This is a genomic window from Streptomyces sp. SAI-127, assembly GCF_029894425.1.
Classification (GTDB): domain Bacteria; phylum Actinomycetota; class Actinomycetes; order Streptomycetales; family Streptomycetaceae; genus Streptomyces.
Map to the genome: position 1 here is coordinate 334,495 of NZ_JARXYJ010000002.1, position 15,966 is coordinate 350,460.

12 protein-coding genes are annotated in these 15,966 nt (G+C 69.8%); 7 read left to right on the forward strand and 5 right to left on the reverse strand.

Annotated features, from left to right (window positions below; all coding sequences use genetic code 11):
• The first annotated feature begins 11 nt into the window (after positions 1 to 11).
• On the forward strand, positions 12 to 713 hold the full coding sequence (gene dpgB / locus M2157_RS46875) for an enoyl-CoA-hydratase DpgB (RefSeq protein WP_280868529.1): 702 nt from the start codon (positions 12 to 14) through the stop codon (positions 711 to 713).
• Complete coding sequence (gene dpgC / locus M2157_RS46880; protein ID WP_280868530.1) at positions 710 to 2,056, forward strand: (3,5-dihydroxyphenyl)acetyl-CoA 1,2-dioxygenase DpgC; 1,347 nt, start codon at positions 710 to 712, stop codon at positions 2,054 to 2,056. Before dpgB ends, dpgC begins: the two co-directional genes overlap by 4 nt.
• A 34-nt stretch (positions 2,057 to 2,090) precedes the next feature.
• On the opposite strand, the gene M2157_RS46885 is transcribed toward dpgC, so the two are convergent.
• Positions 2,091 to 3,263, reverse strand: a complete 1,173-nt coding sequence (locus M2157_RS46885; protein WP_280868531.1) for a prephenate dehydrogenase — start codon at positions 3,261 to 3,263, stop codon at positions 2,091 to 2,093.
• Positions 3,264 to 4,129: 866 nt separating this feature from the next.
• Between M2157_RS46885 and M2157_RS46890 the strand changes: the two genes are divergently transcribed.
• Entirely contained in the window at positions 4,130 to 5,023 is an 894-nt protein-coding gene (locus M2157_RS46890; RefSeq protein WP_280868532.1) for a helix-turn-helix domain-containing protein, read from the forward strand.
• Positions 5,024 to 5,090: 67 nt separating this feature from the next.
• Here M2157_RS46890 and M2157_RS46895 read toward each other — a convergent pair whose 3' ends face one another.
• Both M2157_RS46895 and M2157_RS46900 read right to left on the reverse strand, forming a co-directional pair.
• Positions 5,091 to 7,190, reverse strand: a complete 2,100-nt coding sequence (locus M2157_RS46895; RefSeq protein WP_280868533.1) for a glycosyltransferase family 39 protein — start codon at positions 7,188 to 7,190, stop codon at positions 5,091 to 5,093.
• Positions 7,191 to 7,396: 206 nt separating this feature from the next.
• Complete coding sequence (locus M2157_RS46900) at positions 7,397 to 7,714, reverse strand: protealysin inhibitor emfourin (RefSeq protein ID WP_280868534.1); 318 nt, start codon at positions 7,712 to 7,714, stop codon at positions 7,397 to 7,399.
• Between the two features lie 704 nt (positions 7,715 to 8,418).
• Here M2157_RS46900 and M2157_RS46905 point away from each other — a divergent pair.
• Together M2157_RS46905 and M2157_RS46910 are read left to right on the forward strand one after the other, a co-directional pair.
• A complete protein-coding gene (locus M2157_RS46905; RefSeq protein ID WP_280868563.1) occupies positions 8,419 to 9,462 on the forward strand; it encodes an alpha/beta fold hydrolase in 1,044 nt (347 codons plus the stop codon).
• Between the two features lie 1,262 nt (positions 9,463 to 10,724).
• A complete protein-coding gene (locus M2157_RS46910; RefSeq protein ID WP_280859383.1) occupies positions 10,725 to 11,288 on the forward strand; it encodes a dihydrofolate reductase family protein in 564 nt (187 codons plus the stop codon).
• A 190-nt stretch (positions 11,289 to 11,478) separates the two neighbouring features.
• On the opposite strand, the gene M2157_RS46915 is transcribed toward M2157_RS46910, so the two are convergent.
• Together M2157_RS46915 and M2157_RS46920 are read right to left on the reverse strand one after the other, a co-directional pair.
• Positions 11,479 to 11,817, reverse strand: a complete 339-nt coding sequence (locus tag M2157_RS46915; protein ID WP_280859382.1) for a thioredoxin domain-containing protein — start codon at positions 11,815 to 11,817, stop codon at positions 11,479 to 11,481.
• Positions 11,818 to 12,308: 491 nt separating this feature from the next.
• Positions 12,309 to 13,448, reverse strand: coding sequence for a helix-turn-helix domain-containing protein (locus tag M2157_RS46920; protein ID WP_280868535.1), 1,140 nt, complete (start codon positions 13,446 to 13,448; stop codon positions 12,309 to 12,311).
• 87 nt (positions 13,449 to 13,535) lie between these two features.
• Between M2157_RS46920 and M2157_RS46925 the strand changes: the two genes are divergently transcribed.
• Entirely contained in the window at positions 13,536 to 14,591 is a 1,056-nt protein-coding gene (locus M2157_RS46925; protein WP_280859379.1) for a ferredoxin reductase, read from the forward strand.
• 7 nt (positions 14,592 to 14,598) lie between these two features.
• Positions 14,599 to 15,717, forward strand: a complete 1,119-nt coding sequence (locus M2157_RS46930) for an acyl-CoA desaturase (RefSeq protein WP_280859378.1) — start codon at positions 14,599 to 14,601, stop codon at positions 15,715 to 15,717.
• The last annotated feature ends 249 nt before the right edge of the window (positions 15,718 to 15,966 follow it).

Below are 15,966 nucleotides of genomic sequence, written 5' to 3' on the forward strand. Positions count from 1 at the left end.
CGGAGGATCAGATGAGTGTGGGCGCGAGCGCACTTGACGCCGACGCGGACAGCCTGGACCACGTCCTGAGAATCGACGGGCGCCGACCCCTGTCGGCCGAGACGATCGCCGCCGTGGCGGCGGCCTGCGACCGGGCCGAGGACCTGGCCGGTCACGCCAAGGTGATCGTCAAGGTCTCCGGGCGGCCCGAGGGCGCGTGGGCGCAGGGACTGACCGTGGCGCTGGTCAACAAGTGGGAGCAGGCGCTGCGTCGCCTGGAGAGGCTGCCCGCCGCCACGGTCGCGGTGGCCGACGGTGCCTGCGGGGGAGCGGCCCTGGACGCGCTGCTGGCCACCGACTACCGGGTCCTGACGCGTTCGGCGTGCCTGGCGGTACCCGTGGACGACGGCGCAACCTGGCCGGGTATGGCCCTCTTCCGGCTGGCCCGGCACGGCGCGAGCACTGCCGCGATCCGCCGGGCGGTGCTGTTCGGCACCCCCATCGAGGCGGCTGACGCCCTGGCACTGCAACTCGTCGACGAGGTGGTGGACAGTCCCGAGGCCGCCGACACCGTCGCACGGCAGCGGGCCGGAGCCGTCGGCGGAAGTGAGCTCGCCATCCGGCGGCAGCTGCTGCTGGACGCCCCCACCACCAGCTTCGAGGAGGCGCTCGGCGTCCATCTCGCGGCCTGCGACCGGGTGTTGCGCCGCTCCGCCGTCGGAGCCGAGGCATGACCGGGACCGACACCGGCGTCCTCGCCGGCCACGACCTCGACGCCGTACGCGGTGACCTTGGGGCCGCGAGGACCGCGCTCACCGAGGCGGCCGCTCGCACCGAGGACTTGCTGGCGGTCCTGCCCGAGCCGTCGCTGCGTTCACCGCAACAGCGGGACGCCGCCGCGCGGCAGAAGACCGCCACCCGGATCCTGCGCACCGCTTTTCTCGACGTGCACGCCGACGCCGTGCACGACGAGCTCACCGAGGGCCGCACCCGCCACCTGAGGGTGGCCGAATTGGCCGCGAGCGCGGCGACGGCCTTCCCCGGGCTGGTGCCCACCGCCGCCCGCCTGGCGACCGAACGGGCCCGGCCCCAGGCGGAGAAGGAGGGAGACGAGGTCGACCAGGGCGTCTTCTTCCGCGCGCTCCTGCGTGCTCCCGGCGCCGGACCCCATGTGCTCGACGCCATGCTCCGTCCGACCCCGCGCGCCCTGAGTTTGCTGCCGGAGTACACCCGGACGGGCACGGCCGACCTCGGCTCGGTGCGGCTGGAACGCACCGGCGGCGCGGCGCACCTGACCATGTGCCGCGTCGACTGCCTGAACGCGGAGGACGACCGGCAGATCGACGACATGGAGACAGCCGTCGATCTCGCCCTGCTGGATCCGCGGGTCGAGGTCTGCGTGCTGCGGGGCGGGCAGATGACCCACCCCCGCTACCGGGGTCGGCGCGTCTTCAGCGCCGGCATCAACCTCAAGGCGCTGCACGGCGGGGGTATCTCCCTGGTGGACTTCCTGCTCCGGCGCGAACTCGGCTACATCCACAAGATCTTCCGCGGTGTCCTGGTGGAGGACCCGGCGAACCCCTGGTCGCGCACGGTGGACAAGCCGTGGGTCGCCGCCGTCGACACGTTCGCGATCGGTGGTGGCGCCCAGATCCTGCTGATGTTCGACCATGTGCTGGCTGCCGCGGACGCCTACTTCAGCCTGCCGGCCGCGGTGGAGGGCATCGTGCCCGGCGCCGCCAACTTCCGGCTGACCCGGGCCGTGGGCCCCCGCCTGGCCCGCCAGGTGATCCTGGACGGGCGCCGCATCCGGGCGGCCGCGCCCGAGGGGCGGCTGGTGTTCGACGAGGTTCACGAGAACGAGGACCTGGACGCGGCCGTGGAGCGCAGCGCCGAACGGCTGCGCGGTCCGGCGGTGACCGCCAACCGGCGGATGCTCAACCTCGCGGAGGAGTCCCCTGACGCTTTCCGCGGCTACATGGCGGAGTTCGCGCTGCATCAGGCACTGCGGCTCTACAGCCCGGACGTCATCGCCAAGGCGGGGCGCTTCACCACCCGTACGCCGGTGTTCAACTGACGCCGCGCGCCATTTGAACACCTTGCCGACGGGGTCACCCGGCCCCGTCGGTGCGGACCTCGACCGCAATCGGATCACGGGACTCTGCCGGACGCGTCGCACGGTGTGGCGCGTCCGGCAGAGCGACCATGAGGGTGGCCCAGCCGCCGGCCCGCAGCTTCCGGGAGAGGTCCGCCACCGACGTCTGCGGGACGGACAGCGACACGCTGCCGTACGGCAGTCCCTGGGCGTTCTCCAACCGGACGTCCTCGATACGGCCGCCGAGCTCCTCGACGGCGCCGAACAGCCGGGCCAAAGTGCCCGGTCGGTCGGACAAGGCCACGCTGAGCCGGACCTCGGCCGGCACCCCCGACGCCGGTCCCGCGACCCGGGCTCGCCCCCGGTGACCGTGCCGGAGCAGGGTCTCCAGCTCTCCTTCCGCCCGCTCGCGCACCTCGTCGTCGACGTGACCGAGGGCCCGCAGCGCCCCGACGGCCCTGCCGAGGTCGGCGGCATAGGCGTCGAGGACGTCGGCCAGCGCGTCCGCGTTGGCGGTGAAGATGTCCCGCCACAGCTCCGGGGCGCCGCCCCCCGGGCCGGCGACGTTCCTCAGTCCCTGTCCGGCCACCCGGATGTCGGCCTCCGTCGCGTCCACCAGCGTCGCGGCCATCAGCGTGGAGATCAGCTGCGGCGCGTGCGAAGTGAGGGCCAGGGTGCGGTCGTGCACGAGCGGGTCCATGATCACCGGCACTCCGGAGCACAGGGAGACGAGTTCCAGCGCCCGGTTCAGGACCGATTGGTCGGTGCGCGCCGACGGAGTGAGGATCCACGGCCGGTCCTCGAAGACGTCGGCCCGTGCGGCGAGTGGTCCGGAACGCTCGGTGCCCGCGAGCGGGTGGCCGCCGATGAAGCTGGACGGCTCAGCGCCCGCCAGCCGCAGGTCGTCGTACGGCCGTGTCTTGACGCTGGCCACGTCCGTATAGGCGTGGGCGACGCCTCGGCGCTGCAGTTGTTCGAGCACCGAACCGGTGTGTGTCGGGGGGACGGCGATCACGGCGAGGTCGACGCGTTCGGCCGGTGTGCCGACCGAACCTGCTCCCATGGCCTCCGCCGTCCTGACGGCCGTGGTGTTCACGTCCTCGAGATGGACCGTCAGGCCACGTCGGGTCAGTGCGAGCGCGACGGAGGTGCCGATGGCGCCGGTTCCGACGACCGTGACGGTCTTCACGCCCTCGGCTCCCGTTCACCGCTCGCACCCTCGAAAACCGACGGGGGGCCGAGCGGTGCATAAGAGTCCGATATCCGGATCCCGTTCACGCATGGATAGGTGCAGTCTCCGCCTCCGTCGGGCGGGGTGAATGCATAACCGTGCGAACTGCCGAAGTGCACCCCACGACCACTGATCATGCCGACCCCCAACAGATCCGAACCCATTGCCCGGAGATCCTGCGCCGGATCGTAGTCATCGCATCCCGTGTGAGCGACTCGCGGCCCAGCGGGGGGCCGTGCAGCGCCTCCTGAAAGGGAATATGAAATTCCGTTAAATTCTGGGTCAGAATTCGGCCAGTGGATTTCGGAAACGCCGATGGGGATCGGTTCGGGCGCCGGAGTCGACTGGGCGGCTTCCCTGGTGGTTTGCCCGCCGGTGGAGTGACGGGCGCGTCCCGTCAAGTCTCGGGCAACGTGAATTTCCGATGTTCTGCCGGTCGACAGGCGTGAAGTGGAACAGCGACGATGGCGTGAGTGAGCCTTGCGGTGTGCGAGGAGGGCAGTGGGGCGTGGAGGGGTCCCCTGCGATCCGCGCCGTGGTCCCGGACGAGCGGGTGTTGGTGCGCCTGGAGCCGGCGGGGCCTGACGGGAGAACGGGAGCAAGTCCGCTTGAGCGGACCGAAAGGTATGTGCAGGTAGAATACCAACGGGGTGAATATTTTGGTTCAGTCGGTTCGTGCGCTGGAATCAACGTCCGATGAAAGTGCCGACTTAATCGGTGCGACAAGACATTCCATAAACCCCAGGAAAAGCGCTTTCACGGTTCCGGTCGCCGTGCTTCTCCCTGGTGATTCCCTTCGCGCACTGGGACAGGACGAAGAACATGTGGCGCGGCTCGCGGAAATCGACGCCGCACTGCCTCCGATTCTCGTTCACCGGCTCACCATGCGGGTGATCGACGGAATGCACCGACTGCTGGCCGCCCGGGTCAAGGGTCAGAAGACGATCGAGGTCGAGTTCTTCGACGGAACTCCTGAGGACGCGTTCCTGTACGCGGTGGAAGCGAACATCTCGCACGGGCTGCCCCTTTCCCTGGCCGACCGCCGGGCCGCGGCCACCCGGATCATCGCCTCGCACCCCCAGTTGTCGGACCGGGCGATCGCCCGGGCGGCCGGGCTGGGAGCCAAGACGGTGGCGGCCATCCGTCGCCGCTCGTCCGGGGGCGAACCGCACCTGAGCGCGCGCATCGGCAGGGACGGCAAGGTACGTCCGCTCAACAGCGTCGCCGGCAGACAACGGGCCGCCAAACTCATCGCGGAACGACCGGAAGCCTCCCTGCGTGAAGTGGCCAGGCTCGCCGGTATCTCGCCCGCGACGGTCAGCGACGTCCGCAGACGGCTGGAAACCGGTCAGCCACCGGTGACGGAAGGCGTCAAATCCCCTTTGGCGCAGACGAGTTCGGCGCAGACGCCGCCCGCCGCCAAACGGGGGACGGACCGCCGCCTGCCCATTGTCCCGTCAGATCCCGCAAACGTGCTCGAAAAGTTGCTTCGTGATCCTTCGCTGCGCCACAAAGAGGAGGGTCGGCAATTGCTGCGGCTGCTGCGGCAGAACGCGATCGCCGCGAACGAGTGGGACGAACTGATGGCCGCCGTCCCGAGCCACTGCGGAGCGCTGGTGGTGGGCCTCGCGCGTCACTATGCCGAGATCTGGACGGATTTCGCGCAACTGTTGGACGAGCGCGTGCGGACCGAGGACCGGAAGCCGGACGACAAGTGACCCGACCTGAGGTCTCTCAGGCGTGCGGCCCGGACCGGCCGCACGCCTGACGCGGACATGTGTGCCATCAACCGCCGCACCGGTAGAGGGTGCCCTGCGTGTCCGCACTGTTCCCGCCGTACGCGGTGGCCGGTACGGCGGTACAGGCGGTCTTCACCCAGGAGCGCACCCCGGTGATGGCCGCGTTGCCCTTCCCCTGGGTCTGCGCGAACCCTTGCCAGCCGTCGGCGGCGAGGACGACGTAGCGCAACCGCCCCTCGGCGACCAGCTGCTTGACGTCGGTCACGGTGGGCGTGGGGGCTCCGCCGCTGAACCCGCCCATCGGCAGTACTTTCGCGCCGGTCGCCAGGATGTAGTTCCAGGACATGACGGCGGAGTCGGCGGCGAAGACGAACGTTGCGCCCTCGCGGTGCTGTTCGGCGTAACGGAGCAGACCGTGCTGGGAGGCCGTGAGCGTGTCGGACTCGTTCAGGGAGGCTTCGGCGGCGGCCGTGCCCTGCGGTGCGTTGCTGCCGTGCACCACGTTCGCCGCCCTGTGCACCGCGCTGCCGCCCGTGTTGAACGGGCCGGCCGTGGCGTCCATCGCGGTGCCGGCGTACTGCGGATCGAGCACCGACAGCGACCAGGCCGCGGGCGCCGCCAGCAGGGTGACCAGGGAGGCCACCAGGCCGCCGGTGGCCAGCCACCCGCGGTGCAGCCCCTTGCGGTGGGCGAGGGTCAGGGCCGTGATCGCGCCCGCGCCCACCGCCATGAGCAGCCAGGGCAGCCAGGGCAGGAAGTCGGGGTAGAGGAAGCAGAGGAAGACGCTCCACACCAGCTCCGCCGCGACCGCCGTGCGCAGTGCCCATGTCCTGCGGCCGTCCCGGTACGCGCGCCAGAACATCACGATGCCGGTGGCGGACAGCGCGGCCAAGGCGGGCGCGAGCATCGCCACATAGGCGGTGTGCGGCACCTCGATGGCGCTGAGCACACCGGCACTGACGGTCAACCACAGTCCCCACAGCACGAATCCGCCGCGGATCCTGTCGGTGCGCGGGGTGGTGCGCCGCCAGCGCAGACCCAGTGCCAGGCTCATCAGCGCGAGGGGGTACAGCCAGCCCACCTCGGGTGCGAAGCGGCTGCCGAGCAGCTTGCCCGGCGTGGGGCCGCCGCCGGAGGACCCGTCGTTGGACGGGCCGGCGCCGCTGCCGGCTCCGTCCGGCCGGTCCGGGGCCGGGGTACCGGCGTTCGGCGGGGCGCCCGCGGTGCCGACCGCGCCGGTCATCTGGTCGACCGAGCCCTCCACCAGGTCGTCGGAGAAACGGTTGAAGCCGTTGTAGCCGAACACCATGGTGACGGCGCTGTTGTCGGTCGTGCCGTCGACGTAGGGGCGATCGGAGGCCGGCGTGACGGTCAGGAGCAGCACCGAGGACAGCGAGACCGCAGCCGTGACCGCGCCGGCGGCCAGGACGTGACCGGTCCTGCGGCGCAAGGGTCCGGGGGCCAGTAGCAGGTAGGCGAGGGCGAGGGCCGGCAGGACCACCCAGGCCTGCAGCATCTTGGCCTGGAAGCCCAGCCCGATCCAGGCACCGGCCGCCAGCAGGGGGAGCAGTCTGGCTCCGAGCACGGCCCGCTGACAGGCGTCGGCGGCCAGGACCAGGCACATGGTCAGCGCGCCGTCCTCCATCGAGTGCCCGAACATGGACGCCAGCACGGGGGTCAGCGTCATGATGCCGGCGGCGAGGAGACCCGGTACGGGACCGGACCAGCGCCGCACCACCCGGTAGGTGACGAGCACCGTGACCACGCCCTCGACGACCTGGGGGAGCGTCAGGGACCATGCGTGGAAGCCGAAGACGCGGGCGGAGAGTGCCTGCGGCCACAGGAATCCGGCGAGCTTGTCGATGGTCAGGGTGGCGCCCGGGTCCAGCGCGCCGTAGAAGAACGCCTCCCAGCTCTCCGACATGCTGCGGGCGGCGACGGCGTAGAACGGAGCGTATCCGCTGGTCGTGATGTTCCAGGAGTAGAGCAGGGCCGCCAGGGCGGCGACGGCCAGGAGCGCCGGGCGCGCCCAGCGCGGCTGGTCCGCGGGGGACTTCCACACCTCCCAGCCACGCCGGACGTCGGCCTTCGGAGGGGATGTGGGTTCGGGTAAGGAAGCGGTGGGGGAGTCGAGAGCGGTAGTCATGCGGATCCATCACTTTCCCGTGATGTGGTGTACATGACAGTGAGGGTAGGAGTAGCTCCGCTGTTCAGACCAGGACGGTGCCGGCCGGACACGCGTCCAGGGCGCCGAGGCCGCGGCGCCATCGCGGTGCTGCCGACAGCTCACCCGGACATCCGCGTCGGCACGCCGCCGTCCGCGGCGGACGGCGGCGTGCCTCGATTCCTGCCTCACTCCCGCGCGACATGCTCCTTGAGCCACCGCAGCAACGCCGCGAACTCCGGGGACATGTCCGCATCCGACTGGACGAGAACGGACGAGTGGCCGCCTTCCTCGACCGTGATCGAGTAGCTCATGGCATCCGGTACGTGCTTGCGGGGCTCCGGGTTTCCCGCAGCCGCCGCAGTTGTTGGAACGGCCGCGGCCACCAGCCGGGACAACTCGGCCGCAGCACTTTCGGGTAGGGCGTGGGTGTCCACCACGTCCAGCGGGAGGCCGGCGAGGACCGGCGCCGCGAGCCCGCCGTGCGTCGCCAAAGTGACCCTCATGGCACCTCTCAGCCGTCCGCCGCTTACACGTTCCCGCAGTGGTACCCGGTGTCGGCCGCCGGGCATCCCGACGTCAACCGCCAGCCGTCGCACGGCCCTTGAGCGCGGCCACGTCCCGGCTCAGCTCCTGCACCTGGGCCGTCAGCGCCCTGACTGCCGCGGCCGCATCCCCGTTCTGGCCGGCTGTGCGATTGCGCGCCCTTGCGAGCCCTGCCGAGACCCCGGTGATCGAGATGCCGACCTCCTGCCACGCCTACCGGCCTGGTCTCTTCGCCTTGCCGGTCTGGCGTTCGTAGAGCAGCCGCATCGGCGCTCGCCTCCAGGCCGCTGCTCACCTCCCGCAACGGGCGGCGGATGGAGCGGAGAACACGCCGAGGCGGATCGTGCGGGTGGTCGCTGAGCGGCACGCCGGGCCGACGGGGCCGGCGGGCGAGCTGACCGCCGACGGGGTGGCGCTGTGGCTGTCGCCGTTGGACGACGACGAGCAGGAACAGGCCGCCGCCGGCACGGAGAAAGTGCACGTCACACGACTGGCCCCCTGCTGTGGCGCGGACGGTCCCGCGCATCGAGCGTGGTCTGGGCGGGGCAACGACGCCCCGGCCGAGCGCATAGAACGGATCCTCATGCCCGTCACCGTGAAAGACCACCGGGTACCCCACAAGTCCACCGTCCCCGCGAACAAGGACGAGCACGTCGAACTCTTCGTGCGGGAGCGCGACGGCACGTCCCTTGGCCACCTCGGCGAGCGCACGGCCGTCCTGATGCTCCACGGCCGGAGCGTTCCGGTGCTCGCGGGCTTTGATCTCGATTTCAAGTCGTACAGCTGGGCCGATGCACTGGCCAGGGCCGGTTACGACGTCTTCATGATGGACCTCCAGGGCTCAGGGCTGTCGCCGCGGCCGAAGATGGACGACCCTCGCAACGTCAACCCCGCCCAGCAGCACCTTCTGAAGCCGAGACCTCCGGGATTCACGCCGGGCCCGCCGAACTATCCGTTCCAGCTGACCAACTCGAACAGCGACCGGGACGACCTGAACGCCGTCGTGGACTGGATCATCCGCGAGCGCGGGGTGGAGAAGGTCGCCTTCATCGGCTGGTCCGCGGCCGCGTTCACGATGGGGCCGTACGCGGTCAAGAACCCGGGCAAGGTGTCGAGCCTGTTCCTGCTGGCGCCGATCTTCCCGCCCGAAGGCACGTCGAACGCCCCCGACCCCCTGCCACAGCCCGGCTTCCCGACGTTTGTGAGCACGAAGGGGGGAACCTGGGACGGGTGGGGCAGCGAGGTGCACTGCGAGGGCCAGCGCGAAGATGAGATGCGCGACAAGGTGTGGGACGCGATCATGGCAAGCGATCCGGTGGGCAGCACGTGGGGGCCGGTCGGTGAAGGGCGCAATCGCATCCGAAACTTCGTCCGGTGGGGTTGGAACAAGACCACCGCGGGGCAGGGTGGCGTCCTCGGCGGCAGCGTGCCGGTCCTCATCGCGTACGGGGAGTACGACAGGCAGGTGAACACGTCGAGCGAGGATCCGGAATTCAACTTCTCGGTCCCCGCGCTCTACAACGCCATCGCCGGCAACCACAAGCTGATGGTCAAGCTGGACTGCGCCGGGCATTCGCTGGTGTGGGAGATGCAGCACAAGAACGTGCACAACCTCTCGAAGCACTGGCTCAAGCACCTGAAGGTCGACGGCAAGACCCAGGGCATCTTCGACATGAACACCAACGGCGACATCAGCCCGGCTCCATAGAACAGCCGAGCCCTCGACCGCGAACCGCGGGCGCCCAGGCCGCCGAGGCACCGGCGAGGTGGAGTCCGCCGCCTGCGTGCCCTCGCCCGAACGACGGGCCACGGCATCGTCCACGGCAGCGTCGTCGCCCTGGGCGGGAGCGTGACCGGGTGGATCATCTGGTGGCTCCAGCAACGCTGACCCGGCGCTGATCCCGTCGTCCACCCGGATTGGTGGTCCCGGTCGTCCAAGACCGGGACCACCAGATCCGCCAGTTCTCCCCGATGACCGGCGAAGTGCGAGCTCGATCAAGGGGCCTCGATGAACGGCAGCCCGACCGCGGCGAGCTTCCTCTGGAGGTTGATGTCCCTGGTAGCCACGTAGATCGCGGAGCCGGGAATGGCAGCGCCTGGACGGTGGCGTGCCTGGCCCGGATACGGTTGGCGAACCGGTCGCTCCGCCATGGACAGTGCACCTTCTCCTCAGGCTGGACCGATACCTCGCCAAGGTTGTTCCACAGATGCCTCCTGTCAGAGACCTGGACAGCCTGGGGCGCCCCGGCCGTGGCCGCCTTCAGCGAAGAACGGCGCGCGGTCCCGGCAGACGACCTCGACCCCAGGTCGCTTCGGCAACCATGCAGCCATGCTTGACGCCTCCCGGTCAGGCAGCGGTCCACCGGCCGACGGGTTTCGACATCGACCAGCACCGTTCCGTAGACCCGTCCTTTACGTGTGGCGTACTCATCGACACCAACCACCCGCGGGGACGGGACTTCCGGTTCGGACAACGCGCCGAGCAGCCGCAACACCGCGCTGCGACTGGTGGACACCCGAAGGCCCGTGCCATCCGGGCGCCGGCCCGGCCGGCGAAGACCCCGGACCGCAGTGTCGACCACACCAAGATCGACCCTGGCCATTTCGGGCATCTTCCCGAAGCTCCGTCGGAGCGCCAGCTGTCACTCAGTCCGCGGGCATCACGGAAAGCGAGCCAGAACCGGTTCTCGCGAACAAGGCCAGCGGGGCTTTGAAGCAGGTCAGATGCGCAGCGGATGCGCTTGGAGGTGCAGGTCGAGACGGGTGCGGGGGAGCTGCGGTCCTTGCAGGGCTGGTTGCGGGCGGATTCTGAGATACGCCGCGTCTGTCGCGGTTGAGGTGCGGGGTGTGGTCGTGCTGGGCCCGCGCGGTGCTCAACTGCCCGATGGGCTCTCGGTGTGGCCTGACCGATGAGTTTTGCGCGCCGTGCTGGTCTGTACGCCGAATACCGACTCACGGGAGGCTGACGCCATGCGGAAACTGACCTTCGCCATGAGTATGAGCCTGGACGGCTACATCGCCGCGCCCGGCGACGACCTCGGATGGAGCGTGCCGAGCGACGAGCTGTTCCAGTGGTGGTCCGACCGGGTGGACACGACGGGCCTGGCGCTGTACGGACGCAAACTGTGGGACACGATGAGCTCCCACTGGCCGACCGCCGACAAGGAGCCGGATGCCACACCGGCGGCGATCGAGTTCGCCGGCCGCTGGCGGGACATGCCGAAGGTGGTGTTCTCCTCTACGGCCAGAACGGTCGACTGGAACACCCGTCTGGTCACCGGCGACGCGGTCACCGAGATCGCCAGGCTCAAGGCCGACGACGGCGGCCCCATGGACATCGGCGGTGCCACACTCGCCGCGGCGGCCATGCGGGCCGGGCTGATCGACGAGTACGCGATCGTCACCCATCCGGTCCTGGTGGGCGGCGGCACGCCGTTCTTCACCGCCCTGGACAACTGGGTGAAGCTCAGCCTGGTGGAGACCCGGACGTTTCCCGGCGGCGTGATGCTGACCAGGTACGAGACCAGGCGCTGAGTGCCCGACGGCGGATCAGCGCGGGCTTCGGGCCATCCGAGGATCTCGTGGCGCTGTGTTCCGAGGCGATCGTGACGTCCCTGCCGGATCGATCCTGTTCAGGGTGTCTCAGCCCCAAGGTGTCTCAGCGCGGCGCAGCTGCCATAGACGGGACGTGACGGGCGTCGCGGCCTCGTGCCGCAGCGGCCGCTCAGAGGTGGCCGTCCAGGAACTTCCGTATCTCGGCGATGGTCATGGGCCCCGTGCCGTGCGCCACCGCCTCTCCCTCCACCAGCAGGACGCAGGACGGGGCTCCGGTGATCCCGTATCGCTCGGTTGCGGCCGGACACCGCGTGATGTCAGTGCGGACAGCCGTCAGGCGGCCCGCGTAGTCGTCGGCGATGCCACCCACGACAAGGTCCATCACCCGGCAGGGTTCGATGGCCTTGGGCCATGCCCCGGTGAAGTACGCGAGGACCGGAACTTTGCTCATCCCGAGGATGAAAGAGAACTCCGCGTCCTCACGGGGTCGGTGAACCCGCTTCGCCATGCAAGCTCCTGACCTCACGTTCCGTCATTCCATCCCCATCATCCCTCGCGCCGTGTGCCAGGTCGGCGGTCTGTCGTCCGGCTGACCTTCGGAACGGAGGCACGGGGCCGTCGCGGAACTACGGTGGTCCCCGGCGCGAGCGGCCCGGCCCCCGGCCCCTGGTGAACGGCCTGGCCGCCCCGCCGGTCACCCAGCTGCAGCCCGCCGCGCGCCCGCGGGTCAGCTCGTTCCTGGCCGGCGCCCGCCGCGACGACGTGAAAGCCGTTTTACCGGGCGTAGCGGCCCAGATCGCCGACCAGATGCTCGATGAGCGCGTCGACGAACGGGCCGGTGTGCATCGTCCACCGGATCCAGTCAAGCCGTATCCGCCACCGCGCTTCTCAGAGGCAGCGCCCCCGCCGGGCTTTACGAGGCCTTGTCTCGTCTTCATAGGGACGAGGCACGACTGCTGGACCGCCGGCGGACGCGGTCGTGGACGGCCGACGTACGCGTCAGCTGACCCGAAGACCGAGCGCCAGCGTCAGTTCAAGGACCCGGCGTGGCGACGCGAGATCCGGAAACAGCTCCCGCAGCTGCGACATCCGGTACCGGACTGTCTGAGGGTGGACGAACAACGCCGCCGCCACCTCGTCCCGCCTGCCCTGGTGCAGCAGCCACTCCCGCAACGTTTCCTCCAGCCGTCGTGCGGTCGCGGCGGGCAAGGTCCGCAACGGTGCGAGGGCTCGGGCACGCAGGTCTGCGAACGCGTCCGCGTCGGCGCTCAGCACCAGCTCGGGCAGGTGGTCCTCGGTGTCGCGAATATCAGAGGAGAGCAAGCGCGCGCGTACGGCTCGTGCGTACGAGGCGGACGCACGAGTCCATGGCCGGGGCGGGCCGACCACGGCGGTGCGGTCGGTCAGCTGCCGCAAGAGATGTGGTCGGTCGGCATCGGGGACGAGCAGCACACCGGTGGCTTCCGGCAGATCGTCGAGGACGAGGGTGCTCGGGTCGAGCGCGCGGTAGGCGGGCCGGGCCTGGGCGGCGGGCAGCAGGACCGCGGTCAGCGAGACCGGAGGCTGCCATCCGGCCCGTTGAACAGAGGCCAGCAGCACGTCCGGGCTCGCGCCGGCGAGGAGGTCGCGGGCCAGGTGTTCCAGGTGGCGCTCCTGGTCCCTGCCCCGGGCGGCCAGTTCGTCGGCGTGGCCCGCGGCGCTCGCGGCGGAGAGCTCGTCGATGTAGGCGAAGGTCAGCTCGGCGAACTTGGCGACCTCGGCGGCGGGCAGACCTGCGGGTACGGCGCCTGCTGCCAGGCATCGCCATGCCACGCGGGCGCCGACGCGGTAGGCGCTGAGCAGGGCGTCCATCGAACGGCCGTCGCGCACCTCGCCGCGGCCCAGCTCATAGGCCGCGTCACCGGCGTCGCCGCCTGTGGCGTTCCCGCTCGCGAGGTCCAGGTAGTGCCCCAGGGCGGTGCGGACGGCTCGGCGGATGGTGGCGCCCATGTGGCCCGAGAGGGCGTTGGCGTAGGGAGGGACCTCGTCGATGATCGCCTGGACGACCTCGTCGGCGGTGGTCTTCAGCGCGGCCCGCAGTGCTGTGACCGTCGTCTCGTCCAGGGCCAGTTCGCTGGCCCTCTGGATTGCATGGCTCACGTTTCTATTCCCTGCGAACAATTCAGCCAGCCAGATTTACGTCCTGTGGTCAGGACTTTACGCCTTGAGGCGCAGCAAGCTGGAGTCATGACGAGTACAGCTCTGCGCAGCAGGGCGTGGAAACTGCTGGAGATGGTCACGACGCCGCTGCTGCCGTCGGACTACCTCGACCTGGTCAGCCCGCTGCGTGCGGGCGCTGACCTGCGTGGGCGCATTGAGGCCGTGCACCCCGAGACGGGGGACGCCGCGACCATCGTGATCAGGCCGGGACGGGGCTGGCGCGGCCACACGGCCGGTCAGTACGTGCGGATCGGAATCGACGTCGACGGAGTGCGCCTGTGGCGTGCCTACTCCCTCACCTCGCCGACAAACCGCCAGGACGGCCGCATCACGATCACCGTGAAGGCGATCCCGGACGGCAAGGTCAGCAACCACCTGGTCCGCAGGGCGAAACCGGGCACGCTGATCCAGCTCGACCAGCCGACCGGTGACTTCGTGCTGCCGCAGGCCAAGCCCGCCAAGGTGCTCTATCTGACGGCCGGCAGCGGCATCACGCCCGTGATGGGCATGCTGCGCGACACCGAGTTCGACGACGTCGTCATGGTCCACTGCGCGCCACAGCCGCAGGACGTGATCTTCCGCAGCGAACTGCACGACCTGGTCGCGGACAAGAAACTGCGGCTCACCGAGGTGCACACCGACACCGACGGCATGCTCGACATCGCCCGTCTCGACGAACTCGTGCCCGACTGGGCCGAGCGCGAGACCTGGGCCTGCGGGCCCGCGGGCCTGCTCGACACCGCCGAAAAGCACTGGAGCGAGCACGGCGTCCTGGAGCGCCTGCACACCGAACGCTTCCGCCCCACCATCGTCGTCGCCGGCGACGGCGGCGAGGTCACCTTCAGCGCCACCGGAAAGACCGTCGACGCGGACGGCGCCACGCCGTTGCTGGACATCGGCGAGGAGGCCGGAGTGCTCATGCCCTCCGGGTGCCGCATGGGCATCTGCTTCGGCTGCGTCACGCCGCTCAAGGCGGGCGCCGTCCGCGACCTGCGTACCGGCGAGATCACCGAAGCCGAACCGGGCGTCCTCATCCAGACCTGCGTGTCCGCCGCCGCGGGCCCCTGCGACATCGAACGGTAGGAGCACCTTGACCGCCATCGACCCCACCGCCCACCTGACCGCGGAGCAGATCGAGGAGCTCGGCCGCGAGCTGGACGCGATCCGCGACGAGGTGATCGCCGGCCGCGGCGAGAAAGACGCCGCCTACATCCGTAAGGTCATCTCGGCGCAGCGCACGCTCGAGCTGGTCAGCCGGGGCGTGCTGCTGTTCTCGATCTTCCCGCCCGCGTGGCTGCTCGGCACCGCCGGGCTGTCCGTCGCGAAGATCATGGACAACATGGAGATCGGCCACAACATCCTGCACGGCCAGTGGGACTGGATGCGAGACCCGAAGATCCACTCCACCACCTGGGAATGGGATCACGTCTCGCCGTCCGAGCAGTGGAAGCACTCGCACAACGAGCTGCACCACACGTACACCAACGTGATCGGCAAGGACAACGACCTCGGCTACGGCATCATGCGCGTCGACGAGGACCAGAGGTGGCATCCGATCCACCTCGGCCAGCCGCTGTGGAACTTCATCAACGCCTGCTTCTTCGAGTACGGCATCGCCGCCTACGACCTGGAGCTCGGCAAGAACCTGCACAAGCGCCGCCGCAAGAACCCGGAGTTCCGCGCGCGGGCCAAGGCCGTCGGCCGCAAGATCCGCAAGCAGGTGCTCAAGGACTACGTCATCCACCCGCTGCTGTCGGGCCCGTCGTTCCTCCCCACGCTCGCGGCCACGTTCACCGCGAACCTGGTCCGCAACATCTGGTCCCACTCGGTGATCATGTGCGGGCACTTCCCCGAAGGCGTGCAGGTCTTCGAGCGCCGCTCCATCAAGGGCGAGACACGCGGCCAGTGGTACCTGCGCCAGATGATGGGCTCGGCGAACATCAGCGGCAGCAAGGCCATGCACTTCATGACCGGCAACCTCTCGCACCAGATCGAGCACCACCTGTTCCCGGACCTGCCGAGCAACCGGTACGCCGAGGTCGCGGTGAAGGTGCGCGCGCTGTTCGAGAAGTACGAGCTGGAATACGTCACCGGCCCACTGCCCAAGCAGGTGTTCTCCGCTTGGCACAAGGTCGTCCGGCTCTCACTGCCGAACAAGAAGCCCAAGGTCAAAACGCCGGACCGCGCGCAGGAGCTCGTCGCCGCCTGATTCCCGGTTCGGTTCGGATCCCTCGGCCGACCGGCGGCACCACCGGGGTTCAGCCCGTGTCCGGGTGCCCTGGTCCGCCAGGGCCTCGTACGCCGCGTCAGCGTCAGCCTCGTCCGCGCCGAACCCTGCAGGGTCCGGCTCGTCGTCCTCCGCCCAGAACACCTCCTGGGACAGCCGCTCTTCCCCGGCAACGAGTGGGGCATCGCCAAATCTGTCGATCAGCACCCGCCGTGGACGGGCGGGTGACAG

What these genes read in the sequence shown, in the direction of transcription:
- M2157_RS46925 (WP_280859379.1), top strand. Translation starts at nt 13,536, where the DNA reads ATGACGAGTACAGCTCTGCGCAGCAGGGCGTGGAAACTGCTGGAGATG.
- M2157_RS46900 (WP_280868534.1), bottom strand. Translation starts at nt 7,714, where the DNA reads ATGAGGGTCACTTTGGCGACGCACGGCGGGCTCGCGGCGCCGGTCCTC.
- dpgB (WP_280868529.1), top strand. Translation starts at nt 12, where the DNA reads ATGAGTGTGGGCGCGAGCGCACTTGACGCCGACGCGGACAGCCTGGAC.
- M2157_RS46910 (WP_280859383.1), top strand. Translation starts at nt 10,725, where the DNA reads ATGCGGAAACTGACCTTCGCCATGAGTATGAGCCTGGACGGCTACATC.
- M2157_RS46895 (WP_280868533.1), bottom strand. Translation starts at nt 7,190, where the DNA reads ATGACTACCGCTCTCGACTCCCCCACCGCTTCCTTACCCGAACCCACA.
- dpgC (WP_280868530.1), top strand. Translation starts at nt 710, where the DNA reads ATGACCGGGACCGACACCGGCGTCCTCGCCGGCCACGACCTCGACGCC.
- M2157_RS46915 (WP_280859382.1), bottom strand. Translation starts at nt 11,817, where the DNA reads ATGGCGAAGCGGGTTCACCGACCCCGTGAGGACGCGGAGTTCTCTTTC.